General features: G+C 60.1%; 18 protein-coding genes and 1 tRNA gene. 9 read left to right on the forward strand and 10 right to left on the reverse strand.

Annotated elements, in window-relative coordinates:
* Positions 1-33 precede the first annotated feature (33 nt).
* The 3 genes from B149_RS16680 to B149_RS0106920 all read right to left on the reverse strand — a co-directional run bounded on the left by B149_RS16680 (position 34) and on the right by B149_RS0106920 (position 3,994).
* Positions 34-2,088: a DUF1365 family protein gene (locus tag B149_RS16680; RefSeq protein WP_018124454.1), complete on the reverse strand. Its 2,055-nt coding sequence runs from the start codon at positions 2,086-2,088 to the stop codon at positions 34-36.
* The gene (locus tag B149_RS0106915; RefSeq protein WP_018124455.1) at positions 2,085-3,371 is read right to left on the reverse strand and encodes an NAD(P)/FAD-dependent oxidoreductase; all 1,287 of its coding nucleotides are present in this window, start codon (positions 3,369-3,371) and stop codon (positions 2,085-2,087) included. The genes B149_RS16680 and B149_RS0106915 overlap by 4 nt, the downstream gene beginning before the upstream one ends.
* Positions 3,372-3,451: 80 nt before the next feature.
* Complete coding sequence (locus B149_RS0106920) at positions 3,452-3,994, reverse strand: DUF2062 domain-containing protein (protein WP_018124456.1); 543 nt, start codon at positions 3,992-3,994, stop codon at positions 3,452-3,454.
* Between the two features lie 72 nt (positions 3,995-4,066).
* Between B149_RS0106920 and B149_RS16685 the strand changes: the two genes are divergently transcribed.
* On the forward strand, positions 4,067-4,831 hold the full coding sequence (locus tag B149_RS16685; protein ID WP_018124457.1) for an SDR family NAD(P)-dependent oxidoreductase: 765 nt from the start codon (positions 4,067-4,069) through the stop codon (positions 4,829-4,831).
* Entirely contained in the window at positions 4,831-5,376 is a 546-nt protein-coding gene (locus tag B149_RS0106930) for a DUF3833 family protein (protein WP_018124458.1), read from the forward strand. Before B149_RS16685 ends, B149_RS0106930 begins: the two co-directional genes overlap by 1 nt.
* On the opposite strand, the gene B149_RS16695 is transcribed toward B149_RS0106930, so the two are convergent.
* The 5 genes from B149_RS16695 to B149_RS0106955 form a co-directional block, all read right to left on the reverse strand.
* Positions 5,373-7,844: a DUF2237 family protein gene (locus B149_RS16695; RefSeq protein ID WP_018124459.1), complete on the reverse strand. Its 2,472-nt coding sequence runs from the start codon at positions 7,842-7,844 to the stop codon at positions 5,373-5,375. The two genes, B149_RS0106930 and B149_RS16695, sit on opposite strands and share 4 nt — an antisense overlap.
* Entirely contained in the window at positions 7,841-8,794 is a 954-nt protein-coding gene (locus tag B149_RS0106940) for a hypothetical protein (protein ID WP_018124460.1), read from the reverse strand. The genes B149_RS16695 and B149_RS0106940 overlap by 4 nt, the downstream gene beginning before the upstream one ends.
* The gene (gene uvsE, locus B149_RS16700) at positions 8,791-9,705 is read right to left on the reverse strand and encodes a UV DNA damage repair endonuclease UvsE (protein ID WP_018124461.1); all 915 of its coding nucleotides are present in this window, start codon (positions 9,703-9,705) and stop codon (positions 8,791-8,793) included. Before uvsE ends, B149_RS0106940 begins: the two co-directional genes overlap by 4 nt.
* 101 nt (positions 9,706-9,806) lie before the next feature.
* Positions 9,807-10,538, reverse strand: coding sequence for a PEP-CTERM sorting domain-containing protein (locus B149_RS0106950; RefSeq protein WP_018124462.1), 732 nt, complete (start codon positions 10,536-10,538; stop codon positions 9,807-9,809).
* Positions 10,539-11,204: 666 nt separating this feature from the next.
* Positions 11,205-11,291 (reverse strand) — tRNA-Leu (locus B149_RS0106955).
* A gap of 101 nt (positions 11,292-11,392) precedes the next feature.
* On the opposite strand from B149_RS0106955, the gene B149_RS0106960 reads away from it, so the two are divergent.
* Positions 11,393-12,091 (forward strand): DUF554 domain-containing protein, encoded by a 699-nt coding sequence (locus B149_RS0106960; RefSeq protein ID WP_018124463.1) that lies wholly within the window; start codon positions 11,393-11,395, stop codon positions 12,089-12,091.
* Between the two features lie 2 nt (positions 12,092-12,093).
* On the opposite strand, the gene cls is transcribed toward B149_RS0106960, so the two are convergent.
* Positions 12,094-13,518, reverse strand: coding sequence for a cardiolipin synthase (gene cls, locus B149_RS0106965; protein WP_018124464.1), 1,425 nt, complete (start codon positions 13,516-13,518; stop codon positions 12,094-12,096).
* Positions 13,519-13,619: 101 nt separating this feature from the next.
* Between cls and B149_RS0106970 the strand changes: the two genes are divergently transcribed.
* From B149_RS0106970 to B149_RS0106990, 5 genes are all read left to right on the forward strand, one after another.
* Entirely contained in the window at positions 13,620-13,979 is a 360-nt protein-coding gene (locus tag B149_RS0106970; RefSeq protein ID WP_018124465.1) for a nucleotide pyrophosphohydrolase, read from the forward strand.
* Positions 13,980-13,983: 4 nt separating this feature from the next.
* Positions 13,984-14,367, forward strand: a complete 384-nt coding sequence (gene queD / locus B149_RS0106975) for a 6-carboxytetrahydropterin synthase QueD (RefSeq protein WP_018124466.1) — start codon at positions 13,984-13,986, stop codon at positions 14,365-14,367.
* The gene (dtd, locus tag B149_RS0106980) at positions 14,368-14,832 is read left to right on the forward strand and encodes a D-aminoacyl-tRNA deacylase (RefSeq protein WP_018124467.1); all 465 of its coding nucleotides are present in this window, start codon (positions 14,368-14,370) and stop codon (positions 14,830-14,832) included.
* 86 nt (positions 14,833-14,918) lie between these two features.
* Positions 14,919-16,349: a hypothetical protein gene (locus tag B149_RS0106985; RefSeq protein ID WP_018124468.1), complete on the forward strand. Its 1,431-nt coding sequence runs from the start codon at positions 14,919-14,921 to the stop codon at positions 16,347-16,349.
* On the forward strand, positions 16,349-17,128 hold the full coding sequence (locus B149_RS0106990; protein ID WP_018124469.1) for a hypothetical protein: 780 nt from the start codon (positions 16,349-16,351) through the stop codon (positions 17,126-17,128). The genes B149_RS0106985 and B149_RS0106990 overlap by 1 nt, the downstream gene beginning before the upstream one ends.
* A 292-nt stretch (positions 17,129-17,420) precedes the next feature.
* Here the strand turns inward: B149_RS0106990 and B149_RS0106995 are convergent, their stop codons facing one another.
* A complete protein-coding gene (locus B149_RS0106995; protein ID WP_018124470.1) occupies positions 17,421-17,630 on the reverse strand; it encodes a hypothetical protein in 210 nt (69 codons plus the stop codon).
* A 422-nt stretch (positions 17,631-18,052) separates the two neighbouring features.
* Here B149_RS0106995 and B149_RS0107000 point away from each other — a divergent pair, with 422 nt between their 5' ends.
* Positions 18,053-20,473, forward strand: coding sequence for a methyl-accepting chemotaxis protein (locus B149_RS0107000; protein WP_018124471.1), 2,421 nt, complete (start codon positions 18,053-18,055; stop codon positions 20,471-20,473).
* Positions 20,474-20,503 lie beyond the last annotated feature (30 nt).

Consider the following 20,503-nt stretch of genomic DNA (forward strand, 5'->3'; position numbering starts at 1 on the left):
TGTCAACAGAGTGTTGGCGAATGTAAAGTCTGTTTATTCAGTGTTTTGAGGGGGCTTTTCTACAATGCCGCAACAGTGGGCGGTGGCGGCGGGCTCTGCGCGTGAGAGCACGATCTGCAGGTCGTTGATATGTCCGTGGATGAATCCGGCTTCGCACACGCCGAGGTAGTAGTTCCATGTGCGGCGGAAGTATTCGTCGAACCCGAGCGGAGCGATGGATTCCCAGTTCTCGTTGAAGTTGCGTCGCCACTGCCGCAGCGTATTGGCGTAATGCAGGCCCACGGCGTCCACGTTCTGCACGGTGAGGGCGGTATGACGCGTGGCGGTGGCGCAGATTCTGGTCAGCGAGGGCAGCGCTCCGCCGGGGAAGATGTGCTTGCGGATCCAGTCCATGCTTCTGCGGTAGCGGTCATAGTGTGGATCCTGAATGGTGATGACCTGAATCACCGCCACGCCGGACGGCGTCAGCAGTCGTTCAAGCGTCCGGAAGTACTCGCCGTGATAGCGGTGTCCCACGGCCTCAAGCATCTCGATGGAGACGATGCGGTCAAACCGTTCGTTCAGTTTGCGGTAATCCTGAAAACGAATCTCCACCCTGTCTTCCAGCCCGGCCCGGCGGATGCGTTCGCGCGCGTAGTCGTACTGCTCGCGCGAGACCGTCACCCCGGTGACGCGGCATCCCCGTTCCCGCGCGGTCTGCTCGGCAAAACCGCCCCAGCCGCAGCCGACTTCCAGCACATGGTCGTCCGGGCCGATGCAGGCCTTGTCCGCCAGCACCCGGTTCTTGCGAAGCTGCGCCTGCTCCAGATCCTCATCCGGATCGCACGGGTTGCGGTAGATGCCGCTGGAGTAGGTCATGGTCGGGTCAAGGAAATGGGAGAAAAGCTCGTTGGAAAGATCGTAATGGGCCGAAATATTGGTGCGGGAGCCGGCCTCGTCATTCTTTGGCGCTTTCTGGTGGCAACAGCGCTGGAACAGGCCGCAGGAGTCCAGCGCGAACCGTTTGAGGAAGTTCCCCGGCGGCACATGCACCTGCCTGTTTTCGAGAAAGAAGCGGAACAGGGCCACCAGATCGGGCGAATCCCAAAGCCCGTCGCTGTAAGCCTCGCCGAGTCCGATGTCGCCGTGCAGGGCTGCCATGGGAAAGAAGGCATCCGAATGTATCCGCATGGACGCTTCGCTGCCGGGCCGCTCGCCGCCGAAGCGCTTTTGCGAGCCGTCTGGGAGCGAGATGGCCAAGCTGCCGCGCTCCATGCCGCGAAGGTGACGGAAAACGAAGTGGCGACAAATGGACTCCTTTATAGATTTCGCTGACTTGCTGCGTATGGTCATGGGGCTGTCTGGAGCGGGTTTGGGGTGGTAGGCGGCCTTCTTTCCGAAATGGATTTTCCCGGCTTCCCAGAGGATGCGCGGAAACGTCAGGTGTGCGGTGAACGGGCGGGTGAGGGCGGTCCTTGCAAGGACTGCGTCGGATATGGGCTGCCTTTCGCCTTCCTCCACCAACGACGCCTCGAAGACCTTTTCCCCCTCACGGTAAAGGCTCACGGTGACGTCCAGCCCGTGTCGCACATCGCCGAAGCGGAAGCGGTATTCTCCGCTGCGGTCGAAGAACGGGGAGACGTGAAAAGCCTTGTCGGCCCGGTAGCGGGCCGGGAAGCCATCCGTGCCGCCCGCTCCCGGCAGAGGGTAGACGTGTTTTTCCCCGAAGGTGTTGTTGACCTCCGCCACGCAGCCAAGGTGTTTGCCGTCCCGGAATATCCAGTAGAAGCTTACCGGGTTGAACACGTAGTTCAGGAACCGTGCGGAGGTGGCCACCAGCACGGTGTCGTGTGCGGTGAGCGCCATTCCTTGCGGCTTCAGCAGCCGGGAGAGCTTGTCGCGAACCGTGCCGGGGTCGTCTTCGAGATAGTCGGCGTCATGCACGGATGCCAGCCGAACGCGGTTGTGCCCGAACAGGCGCAGCTTCCGGTCCAGTTCGTCCAGTTCATCCACATCCAGCAGGTAGGTGTAGAGCGGATACTCGAACCGGTGCGCTTTTGGCCATGTCCGCTCGTGCCGGACGCGGCAGCTCAGCAGGCGGCTGTTCAAAACGATTCTCCGAAATGCGCCGCGACCCGTGCTCCGGAGCGGGCTCCGTCTTCGTGGAAACCATATCCCTGATACGCGCCGCAATAAAAGGTCCGGTTGTGTCCGTCGAGTTCGGGCAGCTCCTTCTGGGTGGCCATGGAGGCCAGCGAATACTGGGGGTGCTCGAAAAGCACGTCCTTGATGACCGTGCCGCTGATGGGCTCGCGCACGGGATTCAGCGTCACCACGTACTCTTCATGGCTCTGAATGCCCTGAAGGCGATTCATGTGATAGCTCACGCCCACCGGGGAATCCGCCGGGCGGCCCGGGTCGCGGATGAAGTTCCACGAGGCGCGACCGGCAATCCGCGGTGGCAGAAACTCTTCGTCGGTGTGCAGCACCACGCGGTTGGCGGCGTATCGCCACGGGCCAAGCAGTCTGCGTTCGTTTTCGTCCGCGTCGGAGAGCAGCCGCAGGGAATCCGAGGCGTGTGTCGCCAGCACCACCGCGTCGAAGTCCTCGGAGCCGTGGTTGGTGGCCACATGTACGCCGGTGTCGTTGCGCTTGACCGACCAGACCGGGGTCCCGGTGCGCACCTCGCCGGTGAATGTCTTGGCAAAGGCGCGGACATAGGTGTCGCTGCCGCCTTTCACGAAGTACCACGGCGGGCGTTCCATGTAGTCCAGCAGCATGTGGTTGTCGAAAAAACGCACCAGCGCCTCGGCGGGAAAATCGTGAGCCTCGCCGTCGGGCGCGGACCAGATGGAGCCCGCCATGGGCAGCAGGTAGTTGTCCTCGAATTCCCGGCTGTAACCGTGAGCTTCCAGATATTCCCCGATGGTCACGCCCTCAAGGCGGCCTTGCTCAAGGTCCTTCTTTGCCTCGGTGCAGAAGCGCTTGATGCCGGAGATCATGCGCCAGAACACCGGAGAGATGAGGTTGCGCTTGCGTGCCAGCATCCCCCGGATGCCGGTGCCCGCGTACATGAACCCCGTGGCCGGGTCGTGGAAGGCGAAGGACATGTCCGATTCGGCCCGCTCCACACCCAGTTCGGAGAGGAAGCTGTTGAAGGTCGGGTAGTTGGGCTCGTTGAAGACGATGAAGCCCATGTCCACCGGAACCTGACCGCCGTTGCGGTTGACGCGCGCAGTGTGCGTGTGTCCCCCGAGCTGCGGTTCTTTTTCGAACAGGGTCACATGGTTGCGTCTGGAGATGAGATGGGACGCGACTATGCCTGAGATGCCGCCGCCAATGACGGCCACACGCAGGCCACCGGAAGTGAGATCGAGATTTTGGTGAGACATACCGCTTCCATACCGCAGGAAAAACGATATGGGAAGTGCTGTGGAGAGATTTTGCGAAAGATTGTCGCCCGCGTCCGTGGTCAGGGTTTCCGATCCGGGGCGGTCCGCAGCCGTTGCTCGCGCCGCCGCTCGATGCGGCGAATGATGATCCGGACCGGCTGGAAAATCGCCGGTCCAAGGACTGCCCATGTGCATATCCAGCCCAGAATGGCGTGCAGCAGGGGAATGCCGAGCACTTCGAACGACCCGATGGGATCGGTGACCACGATGCGGATGATCTCGGGCACGGAGGTTTCGAAATGCTCGACGCCGAGGATGGTCTCCCCCAGCCGGAGAAACGGGATCATCAGCATGTACTGAAGCGGCGTGAAAACCAGCGATATGCCGCTGGTGACGGCCTTGTTGCAGCGGAACAGCCACGAGAGAAGGAGCGCCATGAGCGGGTTGGTGCCTATCTGCGGCCACGTGGCCGAGACGAAGCCCATGATGCAGGCCAGCGCCACCATGGCGGGCGAAGTGCCGCGCCGAAGTTCGCGCATGACCGGTTCGCGCACCCGCCGTCGCCAGAGCCGGACGGGCCAGCCTGCCTGTTCATCCCGGATAGGTTCCATGAAATCAGTCATAATCATTTTCCGTATAAAAAAACATGCTAGAGATGGATGTGACTCCCTCTCACCCTCGTCAAAGGAAACAGCATGGAACACGTGGAGACAATCTGGATAACCGGAGCCACCAGCGGCATAGGGCAGGCGCTCGTGGAGCGTTTCGTGGCGGACGGAAAGCGCGTGGCGGTAACGGCCCGCAGCCGCGAGAAACTGGAAAAGCTGGCAAACGGCCGTAACGCCGTGATCCCGGTTCAGGCAGACGTGACCGACGAAGAGGACGTGAAGCGCGCCTATGCCGAGGTCCGGGACGCGCTCGGGGTGCCTGATCTGGTCATCGCCAATGCCGGGACGCACATCAACATGGCCGCCAGCGAACTGGACGCCAAGAACTGCCGCAAGCTCATGGAAGTGAACCTCTTCGGGGCAATAACCACGCTGCTGGCGCCGCTGCCGGACATGCTGGCGCGCGGTTCCGGGCATCTCGCCGGGGTGGGGTCGCTCTCGTCCTACCGGGGATTGCCCCTTGCGGCCGCCTACGGGGCCACCAAGGCCGGGCTGAACAATTTTCTGCAAAGCCTGCGGTTCGATGTGGAGACCTACGGGCTTTCGGTGACGGCCATCAATCCGGGGTTCGTCAAGACGCCGCTCACCGACCGGAACCCGTATCCCATGCCCATGGTCATCAGCGCAGAGCGCGCCGCCGGATACATCGCGGACGGTCTGGCCCGCAGGAAGATGGAGATTCATTTTCCGCCGCTGTTCTCATGGTCCTGCAAGCTGCTGCGAATCCTGCCGTATCCCGTCTATCACGCGCTGGTCAGGCGCATAACCGGAAGCCGCAACAGGAGGGGCTGATGGAAAAACTGCTTATACCCTTGTGCGCCATGATGCTGGCCGGCTGCTCCAACATCCCCGCGTCCGAAAACGCGGCGGGCGGCACGCCCTTCGTGCTTCAGGAATTCTTTTCCGGCGAACTCGACGCCCACGGCGTCATCCTCAGCCGTGGCGGCGAGGTCCGCCGGTCCTTCAACGCGGTGATGCGCGGCAAGTGGCATCAGGAAAACGGCGTCCTGCGAGGCGTGCTCACCGAGGACTTCGTCTTTGACGACGGCGAAAAGCTTCAGCGTCGCTGGGAGTTGATCGGAACGGGCGAAGGTCGCTTCGAAGGAACCGCGTCCGACGTGGAAGGGACCGCCGTGGTGGAAAGCGCCGGGAACGCGGTGCGCATGGATTATTCGCTGGTTGTTCCGGTGAGCGGCCGCTCCGTCACGCTGTCCGTGGAGGACTGGCTGTGGCGCATGGAGCCGGATGTGGTGGTCAACAAGAGTACCATGCGTAAATGGGGTTTTCGCGTGGGAGAGATCATCACCACCATCATCCGCCGCAGGGACAGGAGCTAGTCCAAAGCCGTTCCGGGTTTTTCGGCATGTGCGTGCAGGTCCTCAAGGCTTACGTGCCGCGTGGCTGCCTCGTGCGTGCATTCAAGGAGCACCGGCGGGGCAAGGCCTACCTCTCGCGCCTCTTCCCAACGCAGGGCGCACAGGCACCACGTATCGCCCGGCACCAGCCCGGGAAAGCCGTGCTGCGGAGCCGGGCTGATCAGGTCGTTGCCGCGCGAGCGGGTGAACTCCAGAAAATCCTTGGTCATTCGGGCGCAGACCACGTGGCTGCCGCTGTCCTGCGGGCCGGTGCGGCAGGTGCCGTGGCGGAAGAACCCGGTCATGGGACGCCTGCCGCATGGCTGAAGCTCTTTGCCGAGCACGTTGCGGGCCGTTTCATCGTGCCGGGGTGTCGCGTCTTCCATCGTGACCAGTCCCCGGAACCCGTCCACCATGAGCCACTGTCCGGTACGGATGCGCGAAGTGGCCTCGGGAATGCCGGTGACGCAGGGGATGCCGTACTCGCGGGCGATGATGGCGCCGTGCACCAGCATGCCGCCGCGGCGCTCCACCACGGCGCAGGCCATGGGTGCCACAAAGGTCATGTTCGGATCGAGCGCGTCACAAACCAGCACCTCGCCTTTGCGGAAGGAGAAAAGATCGTTCGGCCCCATGACCACTCTGGCCGGGCCGCGCGCTATCCCCGAAGCGGCGGGCCACCCCGTCAATCCAGGAGATTCGTCCGAAGCCGCTTTTCTTTCGTGCCACGCGAGTCCCTTGGGCATAGCCTTCTTGGCTTCGGGTTCGGTCTCCGGCAGCTCAAGCCCGAGTGCGCGGGCGCGTTCCAGAGCTTCGTTGAATCGCGCCTGAATCCGGCCCAGATGGATGTTGTCGTCATCACGCAACCGGTATCCGGTCCGGGCCAGTTCCAGCACCGATGCCGCAAATTCCCGTCGCTCATTGGAGAAAGCGTTCAGGAACCGCTGCTCCATATCCTCCGAACGCATGGTGGCTCCCGGCCTTGGATGCTGCGGCACCGCGTCCAGCGTGAGCCGGATAATGCCCCACGGGCCCTCGTCGCACCATGAGGTGCTGCAGGCCAGATCGCCGAAGGTCTCCATGAACGCTTCGAGTCTGTCGGAATACGGCCCGGACTCCGGCAGTCTGCCTCCGCGCAGTTCGGCGGCCAGTTTCGGGTCGTGGCGCACCAGTTCCGCCATGTCTTCAAGCAGCGCGTTTCGTTCCACAGCCAGCAGGTGCTGACCCGATAGCAGGGTGGTGAACTCGAACGGGTCGTCGGGTGTCACCGCGTCGTTGTAGAGCATGCCGAACTGCCGGACCGTGTGCGCAAAGGGGATGAGTTCCCGCCAGTAAACGTCCCGCCAGTGGTCGAGCCGCTGCTTTCTGGTGGTCAGTTCACGCTTCAGTTCTTCCGGTGACAGGGCTTCCAGATCAAGCGCTTTCATGCGCCGGCTGTCCTCCTGCATCTCGGGCAGGATTGCCGACTCGATGCGCTCGCGAAGATGCAACAGGTTCTCGTGGCTTCTGGTCAGGCTCAGGTACCAGGGGCGCTTGTCCGACTTGTCCCAGCCGCTCTCGTCACCACGCTCCGAGAGCGTTGTTATGGGGCGTGACTGAAGGATGACCAGTCCTTTTTCTCCCATGGTCCATTCCACGTCCTGAGCAGTGCTGAAAATTTCCTCCACCTTGCGGGCGATGCGGAACAGCTTGGCGGCCAGACCGTTGTCCACCACCTGCGGGCCCGGACTCTTGCGCCCGACGACCTCGCCGGTGGAGCGCGCAAGGAGCGTGCGTTCCGATTCAACGGCATCGTCCACCACGTCCCTTGCAAGACCGGATACCGCTTCGATGACCAACCTGCTTTCATCCGTGGGGTCCTTGGTGAACATCACTCCCGAAGCGCGGCCGGGGATCATGGGTTGGAGGATCACGCCCATTCCCGAGGCGTCCGCGCGAAGGGTCATCTCCTTGCGGTAGAGCATGGCCCTGTCGCTCCAAAGAGATGCCCACACGATGCGCACGGCCCGAAGAATCTCGTCACGCCCGTGGACGTTCAGTTCGGTCTCGTGCATTCCGGCGTGGGACAGCCCCGAGTCTTCATTGCGACTGCACGAGCGAACCGCCAGCGGCGCATTGCCCAGATGCGTCCGAACGGCATCAAGCAGGCTTACTGCGATTGAGTCGGGAATTTTTCCCCGAAGGAACATGTTTCGCAGCGCAAGAGACGCGTCCCATATCTCCTCCCAGCGCAGGCCGTCCATGTCGGCCTCGGCCATGGCGCGCACGCGCTCGGTAAACCCGTTGTGCCGGACGAAAGCGAAGTAGGCTTCCGGAGGCAGAAAAAGCGTCGGCGGTACCGGTATCCCCTCGCGGTCCAGCCGCTGAAGATTCACGACCTTGGGGCCGGAGTCGGTGGGGAGGGACCGGCCTGCCGGGGCGGCAACGAGCGGGTGGATCGTGTCTGTCATTGGGTACTGCCTGTTCCGCCCTGCGGCGCGAGTTTTGTCGGAAACCCGCCGCGCTGGCAGACCTCCCGGCATTGATCGAAGGAAAGACGTTTCACGAAGCCGATCACGGCGGCCTCGTTTTGCATGTGCGGGTGCGTCGCCACGTCAGCCGAAGACTCTTCCTTGGCGATCAGGCGATTGTATGCCAGAGCCCGGGCGGCAAGCTGTCGTTCCGCTTCGGCATCCGGCGGGGCGTTGAGCAGATGGCGGTAAGTCAGCACGTCACCGGGCGGGAGCAAGCGTCTTCTGCCATAGTGTGTGCGGCAGATCTCTTCCATGAGGTGGACGACCCTGACCTTTCCCGTTCTGCGAAGCTGCCTGTGCATGAGCAGCACCATGAGATGGTGAATGGAACCGCACTCTACATAGGTGTCCGGCGAGTCATCGGAGGCGTCCATCACTGCCTTGGCGCGGACCGTGTCCATGTCGCGGATCTTTTCCGCATCCTCGGCAGCGAACCGGCGAACCGCTTCGATCATGGCCCCGAAGTCACCGGTGGCGGAGGACTCGTAGTAATCCATGAGGCTGCGTGTCCATGTCCGTTCCCGCTCATAGACGTCGCGTTCCGGGCCGCTCTCGGGAAGGTCGTCCGGCCCCTTGCCGGAGGCGAAGAACTCATGGATGGCGGCGAGTCGATCCATCCACGGGTGCACCTGCCTCACCCTAACGCCGTCACTGTGCAGCCGCTTCAGGAGTTCACACTGTTGGGCTGCGTAACGGGGAAATTCGAAATCGGTGAGCATGAGATACTCATCCACCGGCAATTCGTTGCGCAGCATGGCCTCGAATCCGGGCGTATCCGGCTCTTCGAGCAGCACCAAGGCATGGTCCCGCATGGCGATATTCGCATACGGCAGGGTCTCGGGCCGGAACGTGGTGAAACCGAGGGTTATTGTCGGGCGCGTGGTCATGCGTCCTCCCGCCGGCCATCATCAAGGCAGCCGTGGTCCCTTGCGGCCTGCATGGCCTGCTGCACGGCTACTTCCTTGTGTTTGGCCTCGATCATCAGGTCGAAGTCGAACGGTGCCGCATCGCAAAGCTCACGCACGTCGGCGGCTTCCACCGTATCTGCATGAGCGCCGTGTCGTGCGTCAGGGCGTCTTGAGGAAAGATGCAGCTTGGGCCTGCCGTCGGGCTCGCGCCATGTTTCACGGATTTGCGGCATGAGTTCGGGCAGCGGCGTCTCGCCGGGGTGAAAGCGGTGGTGGTGAATGTCGAAGACTGCGGGAACACCGCATCTGCGGCTGACGGTCAGGATATGTTCCGGCGTGAAGATGCGCTCGTCGTTCTCCAGCACCAGCCGGGAGCGTATGCGTTGCGGAAGGTTGTCCACTTCCCGGCTCAGTCGGTCCACGGCCTTGTCCATGTCACCGCAGCGACAGCCGCCGTGCAGAACAACCTTATGGGACGCGTCAAGGCCCATGAGCTCCAGCACCGTGCAGGAGTAGGCCAGCTCGGCAACGGTCTTCTGCACCACTTCGGGGTTTTCCGAATTCAGAACGTTGTACTGACCGGGGTGTAAAGAAAACCGAAAATCCTTGTTGCGATAGGTCTTCCCGAGATTCGCCAGACGATCCGCGACCATGGTTTGCCAGTCCAGATCCATATCAGGGTGCGAAGCAAATGGCACGAGGGATGAGCCGATGCGAAAAAGGCGCATCTGGTGGGCATCCATCCAGCCGAGGATGAATTCCATGTCATCAAGGTTGGTTCGGACGGTCCGGGAAAGTTTTTCCCGAGAAAGGTTGGCCAGTCGGAAACCGTGGTTGGTGGACCGCTTGCTGGAGTGCATGACGCAGGGAAAACCGATTCTTTCGATCATGACTGACCGTAGCAGATAATTTCACCCGTGGCATGTGCTAATTGATATAGGGGGGAGAGGGAAAGGGGCGGCCGGGGCCGCCCCTGGTGGTGCAGAGAGTGCTATTCCTGACGGAAGAGCTTTTTCCTGAAGCCGATGAGGCCGAGCAGGGGCAGTCCCATCAGCAGGAAGGTGGAGGGCTCGGGAACCGGAGCTACGCCAACGTTGTCCCAGTAGACATCGTAGGACTCGCCAAAGTTGTACGAGTTCAGGATGATGTTGCCGAGCAGTCCGTTCTGGGTATCGTCGGCAAAGGAGAGGGCGAGCGCGTCGTTGATGTAATAGTCCATGCTCGTGCCGGTGTACTTCATGGTAATGTCGTACCAGCGTCCGGTGTCGTTCGGAGCGACCATGTCGAGCCAGCCACCGACGATGTAGTCGAAAGCGTAGAAGCCGTCATCAATTTCACTGCCGGAACGCCATGCCACGATGGGGTAACCGGAAACTTCACCGAAATTGTCATAAGTGGTGCCCCAAATGCCGACGTTGGAGTCGCCCCATGCGGAGTCCACGAAAAGATCGGCGTTGATGGAATAGGAACCGACGGGCACGTTGAAGTCGCGCTTTTTGCCTTGGTAGTTGTAAAAGCTGTTGTCCTGCTGGTCGGCGCCGTCGATGCCGATGTGCAGACGGTTGTCCCCGTCGAATACGGCGGTTTCAAAAACCGAAGGCTCGAAGCGGTCGGTATACCAGCTGGAAAGATCGGGATCATCAAAAGTGAGAACTTCTGCGTTAGCGGCGTGAGCCGTCAGGGTGAAGATGGCAACGAAGCACATCAGGACAAAACGTTTCATGGAATAGCCTCCTTGTATTGTGAAAACAGAATGGCCGATATCAAAACCCGTGCCATGGTGTAAGTTGCTGAAAATGCGGATTAAAAATGCTGAACTTGGTTGACGGATGTTAGGAAAGCCGTCGGCTGTGTAAGGGATCTCGACAGGAAAAGTCTTTAATTCAAGCTCTTATAAGGAAGGTGTTGCAGCACGAACTGCCTTGGAGCTTCCAGCGACGGTTGTCGAAAATCCTATCTCAATATCTAGTGGTCAACAGCTTCGTGGTGAAGAGTTTGTCTGTTTCAGCTCTTCTTTATAGATGTTCTTCGGTGATGAAAGGAACAATCGCATTGCTATTGGTTTCATTCTTTTTGTCAGGCAATGCCGTGGGGCATGATCTTGAACGGTGTCCCTGTGTTTTTACAGGCGTAAGAGTTTGAAAAGGATGAAGTTATATCAGAGAATATGCCGGGCCATGCTCCGTCACAATACTGCTTGGTTTTTTATGAGCAGGGCGTTGGTGTTTCCAAGGACCTGAAAAAGGCCGAAGAATGGTACGCAAAAGCGGCAGCGCCAGGCTTTGCGGGGTAAAAGAAGTACTGAAGAGGATATTATAAAAGCTGCTAGCTTATGCGTTAGCGCAGAAAAAGGCGGTTGAAGGATTCCTTCAACCGCCTTTGATAATTCTGGTACCGAGGGAGAGACTCGAACTCTCAAGGGCCGAAGCCCGGCGGATTTTGAGTCCGCTGCGTCTACCAATTCCGCCACCCCGGCATGGATTGGTGGGTATTCATAGGCGAGCCCCGGCTCAAATGTCAATAAGCTTGTCTCTCGTGCGCCATGGTGATAGCCATGCTTCCTGCAAGGAGAGTGAAATGATACCAGTCGGATCTGTCGTCAACGCCGCGGCCATCGTCATCGGGTCGCTCATAGGATGCATGCTGCACAGCAGGTTCCCTGAGCGCATCAGAACCATTGTTTTTCAGGGCCTTGGCCTGTGCGTGCTGCTCATCGGGTTCCAGATGGCCTTCAAGGCGCAGAACATTCTGGTGGTGCTGTTCAGCATCCTGCTCGGCGGCATCATCGGCGAGCTCGTGCGTCTCGACACGCTGTTCGAGCGTCTCGGAAACGCCGTCAAAAAGCGCATCGGGTCGGCCAATCCCAAGTTTACGGAAGGGCTGGTTTCGGCTTCTCTCATCTTCTGCATCGGCGCGCTGGCCATCGTCGGGTCCATTGAGGAAGGCATCCGCAATAATCCGACCGTGCTTTACACCAAGTCCATTCTGGACGGGTTCGCCAGCATTGCGCTCGCCTCATCCTTCGGCTCCGGCGTGCTTTTTTCGGCAATCCCCGTGTTGCTGTATCAGGGTGGCATTACCATCGGCGCCGGCTACGTGGAAAGCTACCTCTCGCCGCTGATCATCGATCAGCTTTCTGCCACAGGCGGGCTGCTTATCGCGGGCATCGGCATCATCCTGTTGGAAATCAAGGACATCCGCATAGCGAACCTGCTGCCGTCGCTGGCGCTGGTTCCGATCCTGACGTGGGTCGCGGGGATGCTCCCCTCGCTGTAGCGCTAAAGGATGGGCGAAAGCAGGCGCGCCACTTTCACAAGAATTTTGAAGGCGGTGTGCGTGCGATCGTACTCGGCCGGGCCGGTCTCGACGCAGTTCTCGAAGTCCTTGCGGAACATGGATTCCACGTCCGCGCAAAAACTCTTGTCCTCCACCAGCATGGTTATTTCGAAGTTCAGGCGGAAGGAGCGGTTGTCCAGATTGGCCGTGCCGACTCCGGCCAGCCAGTCGTCGCATAGAAAAACCTTCTGATGCAGAAATCCGTCGCGGTAGCGGTAAACGCGGATGTTATCCATGTGCAACTCTTTGAGCGCCGCGAAGCCCGCCAACCAGACGATCTTGTGATCAGGCTTGCGCGGGATGAGCAGTCGCACGTCCACGCCGCGCAGGGCCGCGAGCTGAAGCGCCTTGGATACCGCCGAATCCGGCACGAAGTACGGGCTGGCGATCCAGATGCGTTTCTGGGCCGCGTTGATAGCCCGCACAAACATGAGCGAACACGATTCCCAGTCGTCCGCCGGGCTGGTGCCGACCGCCAGCACCTCGGCGTCGCCGCGCTTTTCGGGCGGCTCCCACGTGAGATGCAGAACCTTGCCGGTGGCCCAGTACCAGTCCTTGGCGTAACTCAGTTCCACCCCGAGCACCGCCGGTCCGGAGCAGCGCAGATGCGTGTCCCGCCAGCGGCCGATGGAGGGCTGCATCCCGATATACTCGTCTCCGACGTTGTGTCCGCCCACAAAGGCCGTATGGCCGTCCACCACCACGATCTTGCGGTGATTGCGGAAATTCAGCTGGAAGCGGTTGCCCCTGCCTCGCGTGGTCAGGAAGGGGTGCACGCGTACTCCGGCGCGCCGCAGCTCGTCCCAGTACTCTCTGGGCGTGGCGTGGCAGCCCACTTCGTCGTACAGAAAGCGAACCAGCACGCCTTCTCTGGCCTTGCGGCACAGGAGTTCCTTCATGCGTCCGCCGAGCCCGTCGTCGTGGACGATGAAGAACTGGACGAGCACATACTGCTCCGCCTGCTCGATGGCGTCGAAGATGGCGCCGAAGGTCGGGCTGCCGTCCACGAGCAGTTCGAGTTCGTTGCCGCCCATGTAGGTGATGGTGGCGATCTGTTCGAAGACGCAGCGAGCCTGATCGGAATCCTCGCGGTCCGTGGGACAGGGCAGGCTGGGCATCCGGTCCACGCCCTCGGTCATGGCCATGTAGTCCTCGCGAGCTGCGCGCATGGCCTCGACGTAGCCGTTGAATTTGCTGCGTCCGAAGACCCAGTAGAGCGGAACGCCCAGAAGCGGGGTGGTAACCAGAAACAATGCCCAGGCAATGGCCCCCTGAGAGGTGCGGGTATCACGCACGGCGCGTATGGCCGTCCAGATGCCGAGCACCTCCACCGTGGTCCAGAAAATACCGACCAGAACCAGAAGCATTGAGGATTCCATGGAGTTCTTTTATCAAACGTGTGCGGAAAAGGAAACTGGGCGCACCCGGCGTTTGACAAAGCCCTGCGGCGCGCCCAATATCCGGCTGCATGAAAGACGATTCACTCAAGGACATAACCCGCGCCATGCGGGAATTCGTGGAGCGGCGGGGCTGGCAGGAATTCCAGACGCCCAAGAATCTGGCCATGGCTCTGTGCGGCGAAGCCGGGGAGCTGGCCGCCGAGCTGCAGTGGCTGGACGGCGAAGCCAGCCGCGACCCGCTGCCGGAAAAGCGCGAGCGCGTTGCCGCCGAGATGGCCGACGTGCTGCTCTATCTGGTGCGCATGGCGGATGAACTGGACATAGATCTCGCCGCGGCCGCACTGGCCAAGTGCGAGGCCAACGAACGCAAATATCCCGAAAAAATGGTGCGGGGCGACCTGCGCCTGCGGGACGAATACGAGGAGTAAGCCAATGGGCAAAGGCATCTGGACCCTGAGCGTGACACGGGATTTTTCTTCCTCCCATCAGCTCAGGAACTACGGCGGCAAGTGCGAGCGGATGCACGGCCACAACTTCGGCGTGGAAGTCAGCGTCGAAGGCGAGCGGCTGGACGAAAAGGTCCAGTATCTCATGGATTTCAAGGAGCTCAAGAATCTTACGGATGACGTGCTGGGCGAGCTGGATCACCGCCATCTCAATGAACTTGAGGCCTTTCGGGACCTGAACCCGTCCTCGGAAAATATCGCCATGCACATCTACAAACAGCTCTCGCCGCGTCTGCCGGAGCACGTGCGGCTGGCCTCGGTCTCGGTTTCCGAAAAGGAATCTTCCAAGGCGACCTACCGGGAGGTGTAGATGCGGCTCGTGATTCAGCGCGTCACGGACGCCAGGGTGACCGTCGGGGGGGATAACGTCGGAGAGATCGGCAAGGGGCTTATGGTGCTGGCCGGGTTCGGCCGCGAGGACGGGGAAGAGCTCCCCGGGAGCCCTGTCTGGAAGAAGATTATAGACAAACTGGTCAACCTGCGAATTTTCACGGATGATGCGGGCAAGTTCAACCTGAGTCTGACGGACGTGGGCGGCGATCTGCTGCTGGTCTCCCAGTTCACGCTGTACGCCGACTGCCGCAAGGGACGGCGCCCGTCCTTTACCGGGGCGTGCCCGCCGGAGCTGGCTGACCGGCTGTTCGAGCGGTTTGTGGACGATGTGCGTCCTGTCGCGCCCGGAAGGGTGGAGACCGGTGTGTTCGGCGAGGAAATGTTTCTCGATTTCACCAACTGGGGCCCGGTGACCATTACGCTCGATTCCGACGAACTATAGAAAATAGAAAAACTGCTACTTGATTTTTATATCGATCACTGGGTAAGGTTTCTCCATTCGTTATCGAAAACGCGATGGAGGGCCGCATGGGTACGAATGGAAAGAGAGGGAGCATTCTTGAGGAGCTCAGCTCCGAAGAAGCGCGGAAGAAGATTCGAGAGGAAGGGGGCTTCGACGGCAGGCGACAGGTTCCCGTAACCGGGCAGCGGGATCTTTCGGCCGCGGAGCAGGACATTTACAATCGGTGTCTGCAGGCGCTGCGTGATGAGCGGGGCGAGGTGGATTCGCGCTTGTCCGAGCGCAGACGGGAACTGCTCGGCAGGCCGGCGGAAGGGCGGATCAGTTCTTCCCGCATCATGAAACGGCTCGACAACGACATCAAGAACCTGAAGGACGAGGCGCAGGCGGGTCTCAAGGAACTGTATCGCAAGCGCGACGCCACCGAGGCCGACCTTGAGGACTTTCGCGAGGAACACCGCATCAGCCATCAGGCACATTATCCGGAGAACCGTTTCTGGATTGTGGCCCTGCTGAGCGTCATGCTGGTGGTCGAGTCGGCGCTCAACGCCAACATGCTTGCCAAGACCAATGTCTACGGCATCATCGGCGGCTGGGCCGAGGCCATCTTCATTTCGCTGGCAAACATCTTCTTCGGCTTCTTCACGGGCCTCGTGCCGGGGCGCTGGTCCGGTTTCAGAAAGTCCGATTCCGTCAGAGGCTTCATGCGCAGCCTGCTCGGGTTCTGTGTTGTCTTCGTCATTCTCTTCAACTTCATCTTCGCACACTACCGGCTGGTGGGCACGCCCGAGGTCTCGCAGGCCATCTCTTCGGCATTGAAGAACATCATCGACAGTCCGCTGTCGATCTTCCTGGACATCAAGTCCTTTGCCCTGTTCATCGTCGGGCTGGTGTTTTCCGGTTTGGCCGGATGGAAGGGATTCACCTGGGACGACCCCTATCCGCTCTACGGCAGGATTCACCGTGCCCGAGAACGGGCCCGAGAAGAGCTGAACAACGCTCAGAACGATATCCGCAACCGTTGCATCAAGCTGGTGCGCGACTTGGTGGACGAGCTGGACTCAAGTGTCAAAAAGGCCCGCGCCTCGGTGGAAAAGACCGCTTCTCTTGAGGACCTGTGTGGTTCGGAAAGGGACGCGTTCAAAAATTACGCAGAGGCTCTTGAGGCGGGAATGCGGCATCTCATCACCCTGTACAGGGACAGGAACCGCAAGGCTCGCAGTACGCCTGCGCCCGAGTACTTCAACGAGCTGCCCTCGCTGCCCTGGGAGGACATGAACGTTGACTGCGACATGGAGCGCCTGAAGCTCGAAATCGAGTCATGCGAGGATTCGGTAAAGCAGTACGGCGAGGATGTGGATAGGGTTGTGGACACGCTTCAGAACCGCGAGCCAGAGATAACGGAGGAAATGAACGATTTCTTCAGACAGGTGGAGGCGGAGGCCGGATACGGCACCGAAGATGACGCAGAGGAACCGGAATTCGCCGGAGCCGCGTAATGAGCGGTTACGGCTTTAAAAAGCATAGCCTGCTCAAGGACAAGATCCTGCCGGGGCTGGTGATGGCCCTTGCGCTCGGGGTCATCCTCGGTGGCTCGTGGCTGGTCAAGTCGCTGCCCAAGGGGCAGAAGACGGCGGCGGCAAAGCTCGCTCTGCCGCGAAAGCACACAGTCGTGCTCATCGACCAGACCGACACCCTGAGCGCTCACTGTGCAACCCAACTGGAATTGTACCTTAAGGATTTGCCGGAATCCATGGAGCCGGGCGAAATGGTAAGCCTGTTTGCCGTGGACGCCAACTCCGACATCACGGTTTCGCCGCTTCTGAGCGAGGTGAATCCCGGAAGCAACGTCAATGAATGGCTGGAGAACTACGAACTGAAGCGCCAACTGTTCGACAAGGAGTTCGTTAAACCGATCACGGCGATAGCGGGCGAGGTCAAATCCCGGCCGGACAGCGAGACTTCGCCCATAATCGAAACCATCAACCGCATCGCCACGTGGCACAAGTTCAGCGACAAAGTGTCGGTGCGGCGCATGGTCATCTATTCCGACATGCTCCAGAACTCGCGGCACTGTTCGGACTACACCCATTCCAAGGCGGTGCACCCGGCGTCGCTCGGTTGTCCGGACCTTGAACCGCTCTGGGGGGTGGATGTGGACCTGCGCTACATTCTGCGCCGTGGCAAGAGCCACTTGCAGACGGACGCGCACAGGAAAAACTGGATACGCAGACTGCGCAGCGCCGGGGCAAAGGTGAAGCTTACACCCATATTGTGAGTTCTCGTACCCGGTTCAATAATTTGTCCCCCGTCGGAGCGAATCCGACGGGGGTTTCATTTTTTGAACCTGCGGGGCTGACGGCCTGTGGAGGAGGATACTCGCGGCCTCACAGTTAACCGTCTGAAATATATTTATAAAATTTTAATATTGGGTTGTGTCGATGTCTTGGCACGGCAACTGCTAGAAGTCGTATACCTTCACTTCTTTTGCATATGAGAAAGCACGGCTCTCCCGGGATGGTCCCGGGGGAGCCTTTCTCATTTCTGGGTGGACCGAGGATTGAAAAAGTTTAGCGGCCGGTCAGAAGGCGGGAGGGGAAGAAGCAGTAGAAATCTTCAGACTTAAGATTGTCCACGCGAAGAGTAAGGCGATGCCAGAAGCGACACAGGGCGCTTTTGCGCAGGCAGAAATGTCCTCTGGCGAAGCGTTCTATTTTGAATGGAAGAACGATCATACAAAATGCGATCAGTCCTTCAGTGAATTGCCATTCGAATTCCATGGCGAAACCTCCTTTGGTTTAGAACTAAAAGGTACGCCTCTTTTCCCCAAGGTCAACGGGGCTGGCTCTAATTCTTTTTTTCACTAACTTTCGCCGAATTTCGGCTCCGTACGACGTCGAGAATGGATTGAGCCTTGGCGTTCGGTATTGCTTGCTTTTCCAGCTGTCCTGAAAAAGCGGATGGAAGAAAAGTGACGGTAAACCGCAATGGAATTGTAACACATCAATACTACTGTGCCGCCACTATCAAGAGGTTCACGAATCGTGGCGGGCGTCCGGCGCTGACGCGGCAAAGATCGTTGCGGGTGCACGAAAGGCTTCCACGGTTTCCTCGGCGGGGTTCCGCAAAAGGCGCATTGCCGGATGAACGCCAGCGGAAAACATGCCCTGCAGGTCTTTCCAACCCAGCAGAAGTAGCGCTCATGAAAAGCAACATCGGATTTCGCGGAAAACTGTTTGCCGCAAGCATCTCAATTGTCCTGATCACCATCCTGTGCATGGCGGGTGTCAACTCCTTCCAGAGCAGGAAGGTGTATCTCGAAAACGGCATCACCGCCCTGAAAAACGTCTCGGATACCCTTGAAGAGACTATCTCCCTTCAGGATCACCTCTCCAAAACCAAGATTTCGTCCGACCTCAAGATTTTCCGCTCCATCATGGGCGTCAGCGGGCTCCCCATGCTCGAAATGCTCATGGACGTGACCATGAAGGTTACCAATCAGGATACGGGAAAGCAGGCGGAGATCACGCTGCCTGCCTTCAAGCTCGGGTCAAAATATCTGCACGAGAGTTCCGACCTTGTGGCGCGCATGAACACCATGGCGGGCGTGCGGTCCTCCGTGCTCCAACTGCACGACGAGAAGCTCGTGCGCGTCTCCACCACCATCAAGGATGAAAAGGGGGAGTCTCTACAGGGCGTCTTCATCCCCAAGAGCAATCCCGCATACAAGGCCGTTTTTTCCGGTGATACCTTTGAAGGCATCGTTACCCTCGGCGGCAAGCCTTTCGTGGTGGCCTACGAGGCCATTCGCAACTATGATGAAAAGGTCATGGGAGCCATCGAGGTGGCCAGCCCGCTCATTCCCGCCAAACTGGCGGACTTCATCCACAGCGTCACCGTCAGCGGCAAGGGGCAGTCCTTCGTGCTCGGCGCCGACGGCAGCGAGATCGTTGCTCCGGAGAGCCCGGCGGTCGGCGAGGCCGTGGCCGCCTACATCGCATCCGGCAAAGCCCCTGCGGACGGCAAGGCAGCAGTGGCCGCCATCGGGCTCGGCGACGACACGCTGCAGTCCCGGCTTGTCCACTTCAAGCCGTGGGACGCCTACCTTGTCACCGGGGTTCGTACCTCCAGACTGCTGGATGGCGTGAGCGAACAGATCATCATGAACGCGCTTGCCAGCGCCGGAGTCCCGCTGCTGCTTTCGCTGATCATCATCTGGTTCATGAGCCGCCAGCTCATGCGTCCCATGAACCGGCTGGAAACCATTGCCAATCAGGTTTGCAAAGGGAATTTCGACTTCGACTTCAACTACGACGTGGATGACGCCATCGGCCGGACCGTGGCCTCGGTCCGGCACATGGTGGGCGAAATCAAGAATCAGCTCGGCTTCAGCCGGGGCGTGCTTGAAGGCGTGACCATCCCCTGCGCCGTGGTGAATCTGGACAACGAACTCATTCATTTCAACTCGGCTGCGGCCACTATTCTCGGCAAGCGCAAGAATGCCGACCAGTATCTCGGCAAGACGCTCAACGAGGTGGTGTTCCACGACTCCAAGGAGAAGACGCTGACCCAGAACGCCATGGAGCAGCGCAAGCAGATGAACTGGGAGCTGAACCTCACCCGCGATCTGGACGGCAGCACCGTCAACCTGAACGTGGTGGCCACGCCCATTTACGATCTGGACAACGAGCTCATCGGCGCCATCTCCATATGGGTGGACCTGACCGAGGAACGCACTCAGAAGAAGGCCATCGAGGAAAAGAACCGCATCATCGAGCAGGCCGCGACCGAAGCCATCGAGGTAGCCCGCAAGGTCTCCGAGGCGACAGAGGGTCTCGCAGTGAAGATCGACTCCGCCAATGAGGGCGCAGACAAGCAGCGTGAACACGCCGGGCAGGTCTCAAGTTCCATGGAGCAGATGACCGGATCGGTGCAGGAGGTCGCGGACAACGCCAACTCCACCGTTGAGAATTCCGAGCTTGCAAGGGATTATGCGCGCGAAGGCGAGCAGATAGTTCGCCGCTCCGTGGGCATGATGCGCGAGGTGCACGAACAGTCAAAGGGCCTGCTGGGCCAGATGGACGAGATGGGGCGCCATGCCAAGGGCATAGGCGCCATCATGGGCGTGATTACCGACATCGCCGACCAGACCAACCTGCTGGCCCTGAACGCGGCCATCGAGGCGGCTCGCGCAGGCGAGGCCGGGCGCGGCTTTGCGGTGGTTGCGGACGAGGTGCGCAAGCTCGCGGAGAAGACCATGACCGCCACGGTGGAGGTGGAGGACTATATCAAGCTCATTCAGGGCAGCGCGCAGGAGAACATCGCCAGCACCCAGAAGGCCACCGATGCGCTGGAGGAATGCCGGGGCATGGTCGAGCAGTCCGGCAGCTCGCTTCAGGACATCGTCAGCAAGGTCGAGGAAGCCGCTTCGCAGGTGCGAAACATTGCGGGCGCGGCCGAAAGACAGTCTCGGGCCAGCGAGGAGATCAACGCCGCCACCGAGACCGTGAACGTTATCGCCGCCGACACCGCCGAGGCCATGCAGGAAGCGTCCGCCGCGCTGGACCAGCTCAATTCACTGGCGGATGAGCTCAAGGTTGCCATCAACCGTATGCAGGGCTGATACGCCACTGAAAGACAATCACTGCGGGAG

The organism is Desulfovibrio oxyclinae DSM 11498 (genome assembly GCF_000375485.1).
In the GTDB taxonomy this organism is placed as follows: Bacteria; Desulfobacterota; Desulfovibrionia; order Desulfovibrionales; family Desulfovibrionaceae; genus Pseudodesulfovibrio; species Pseudodesulfovibrio oxyclinae.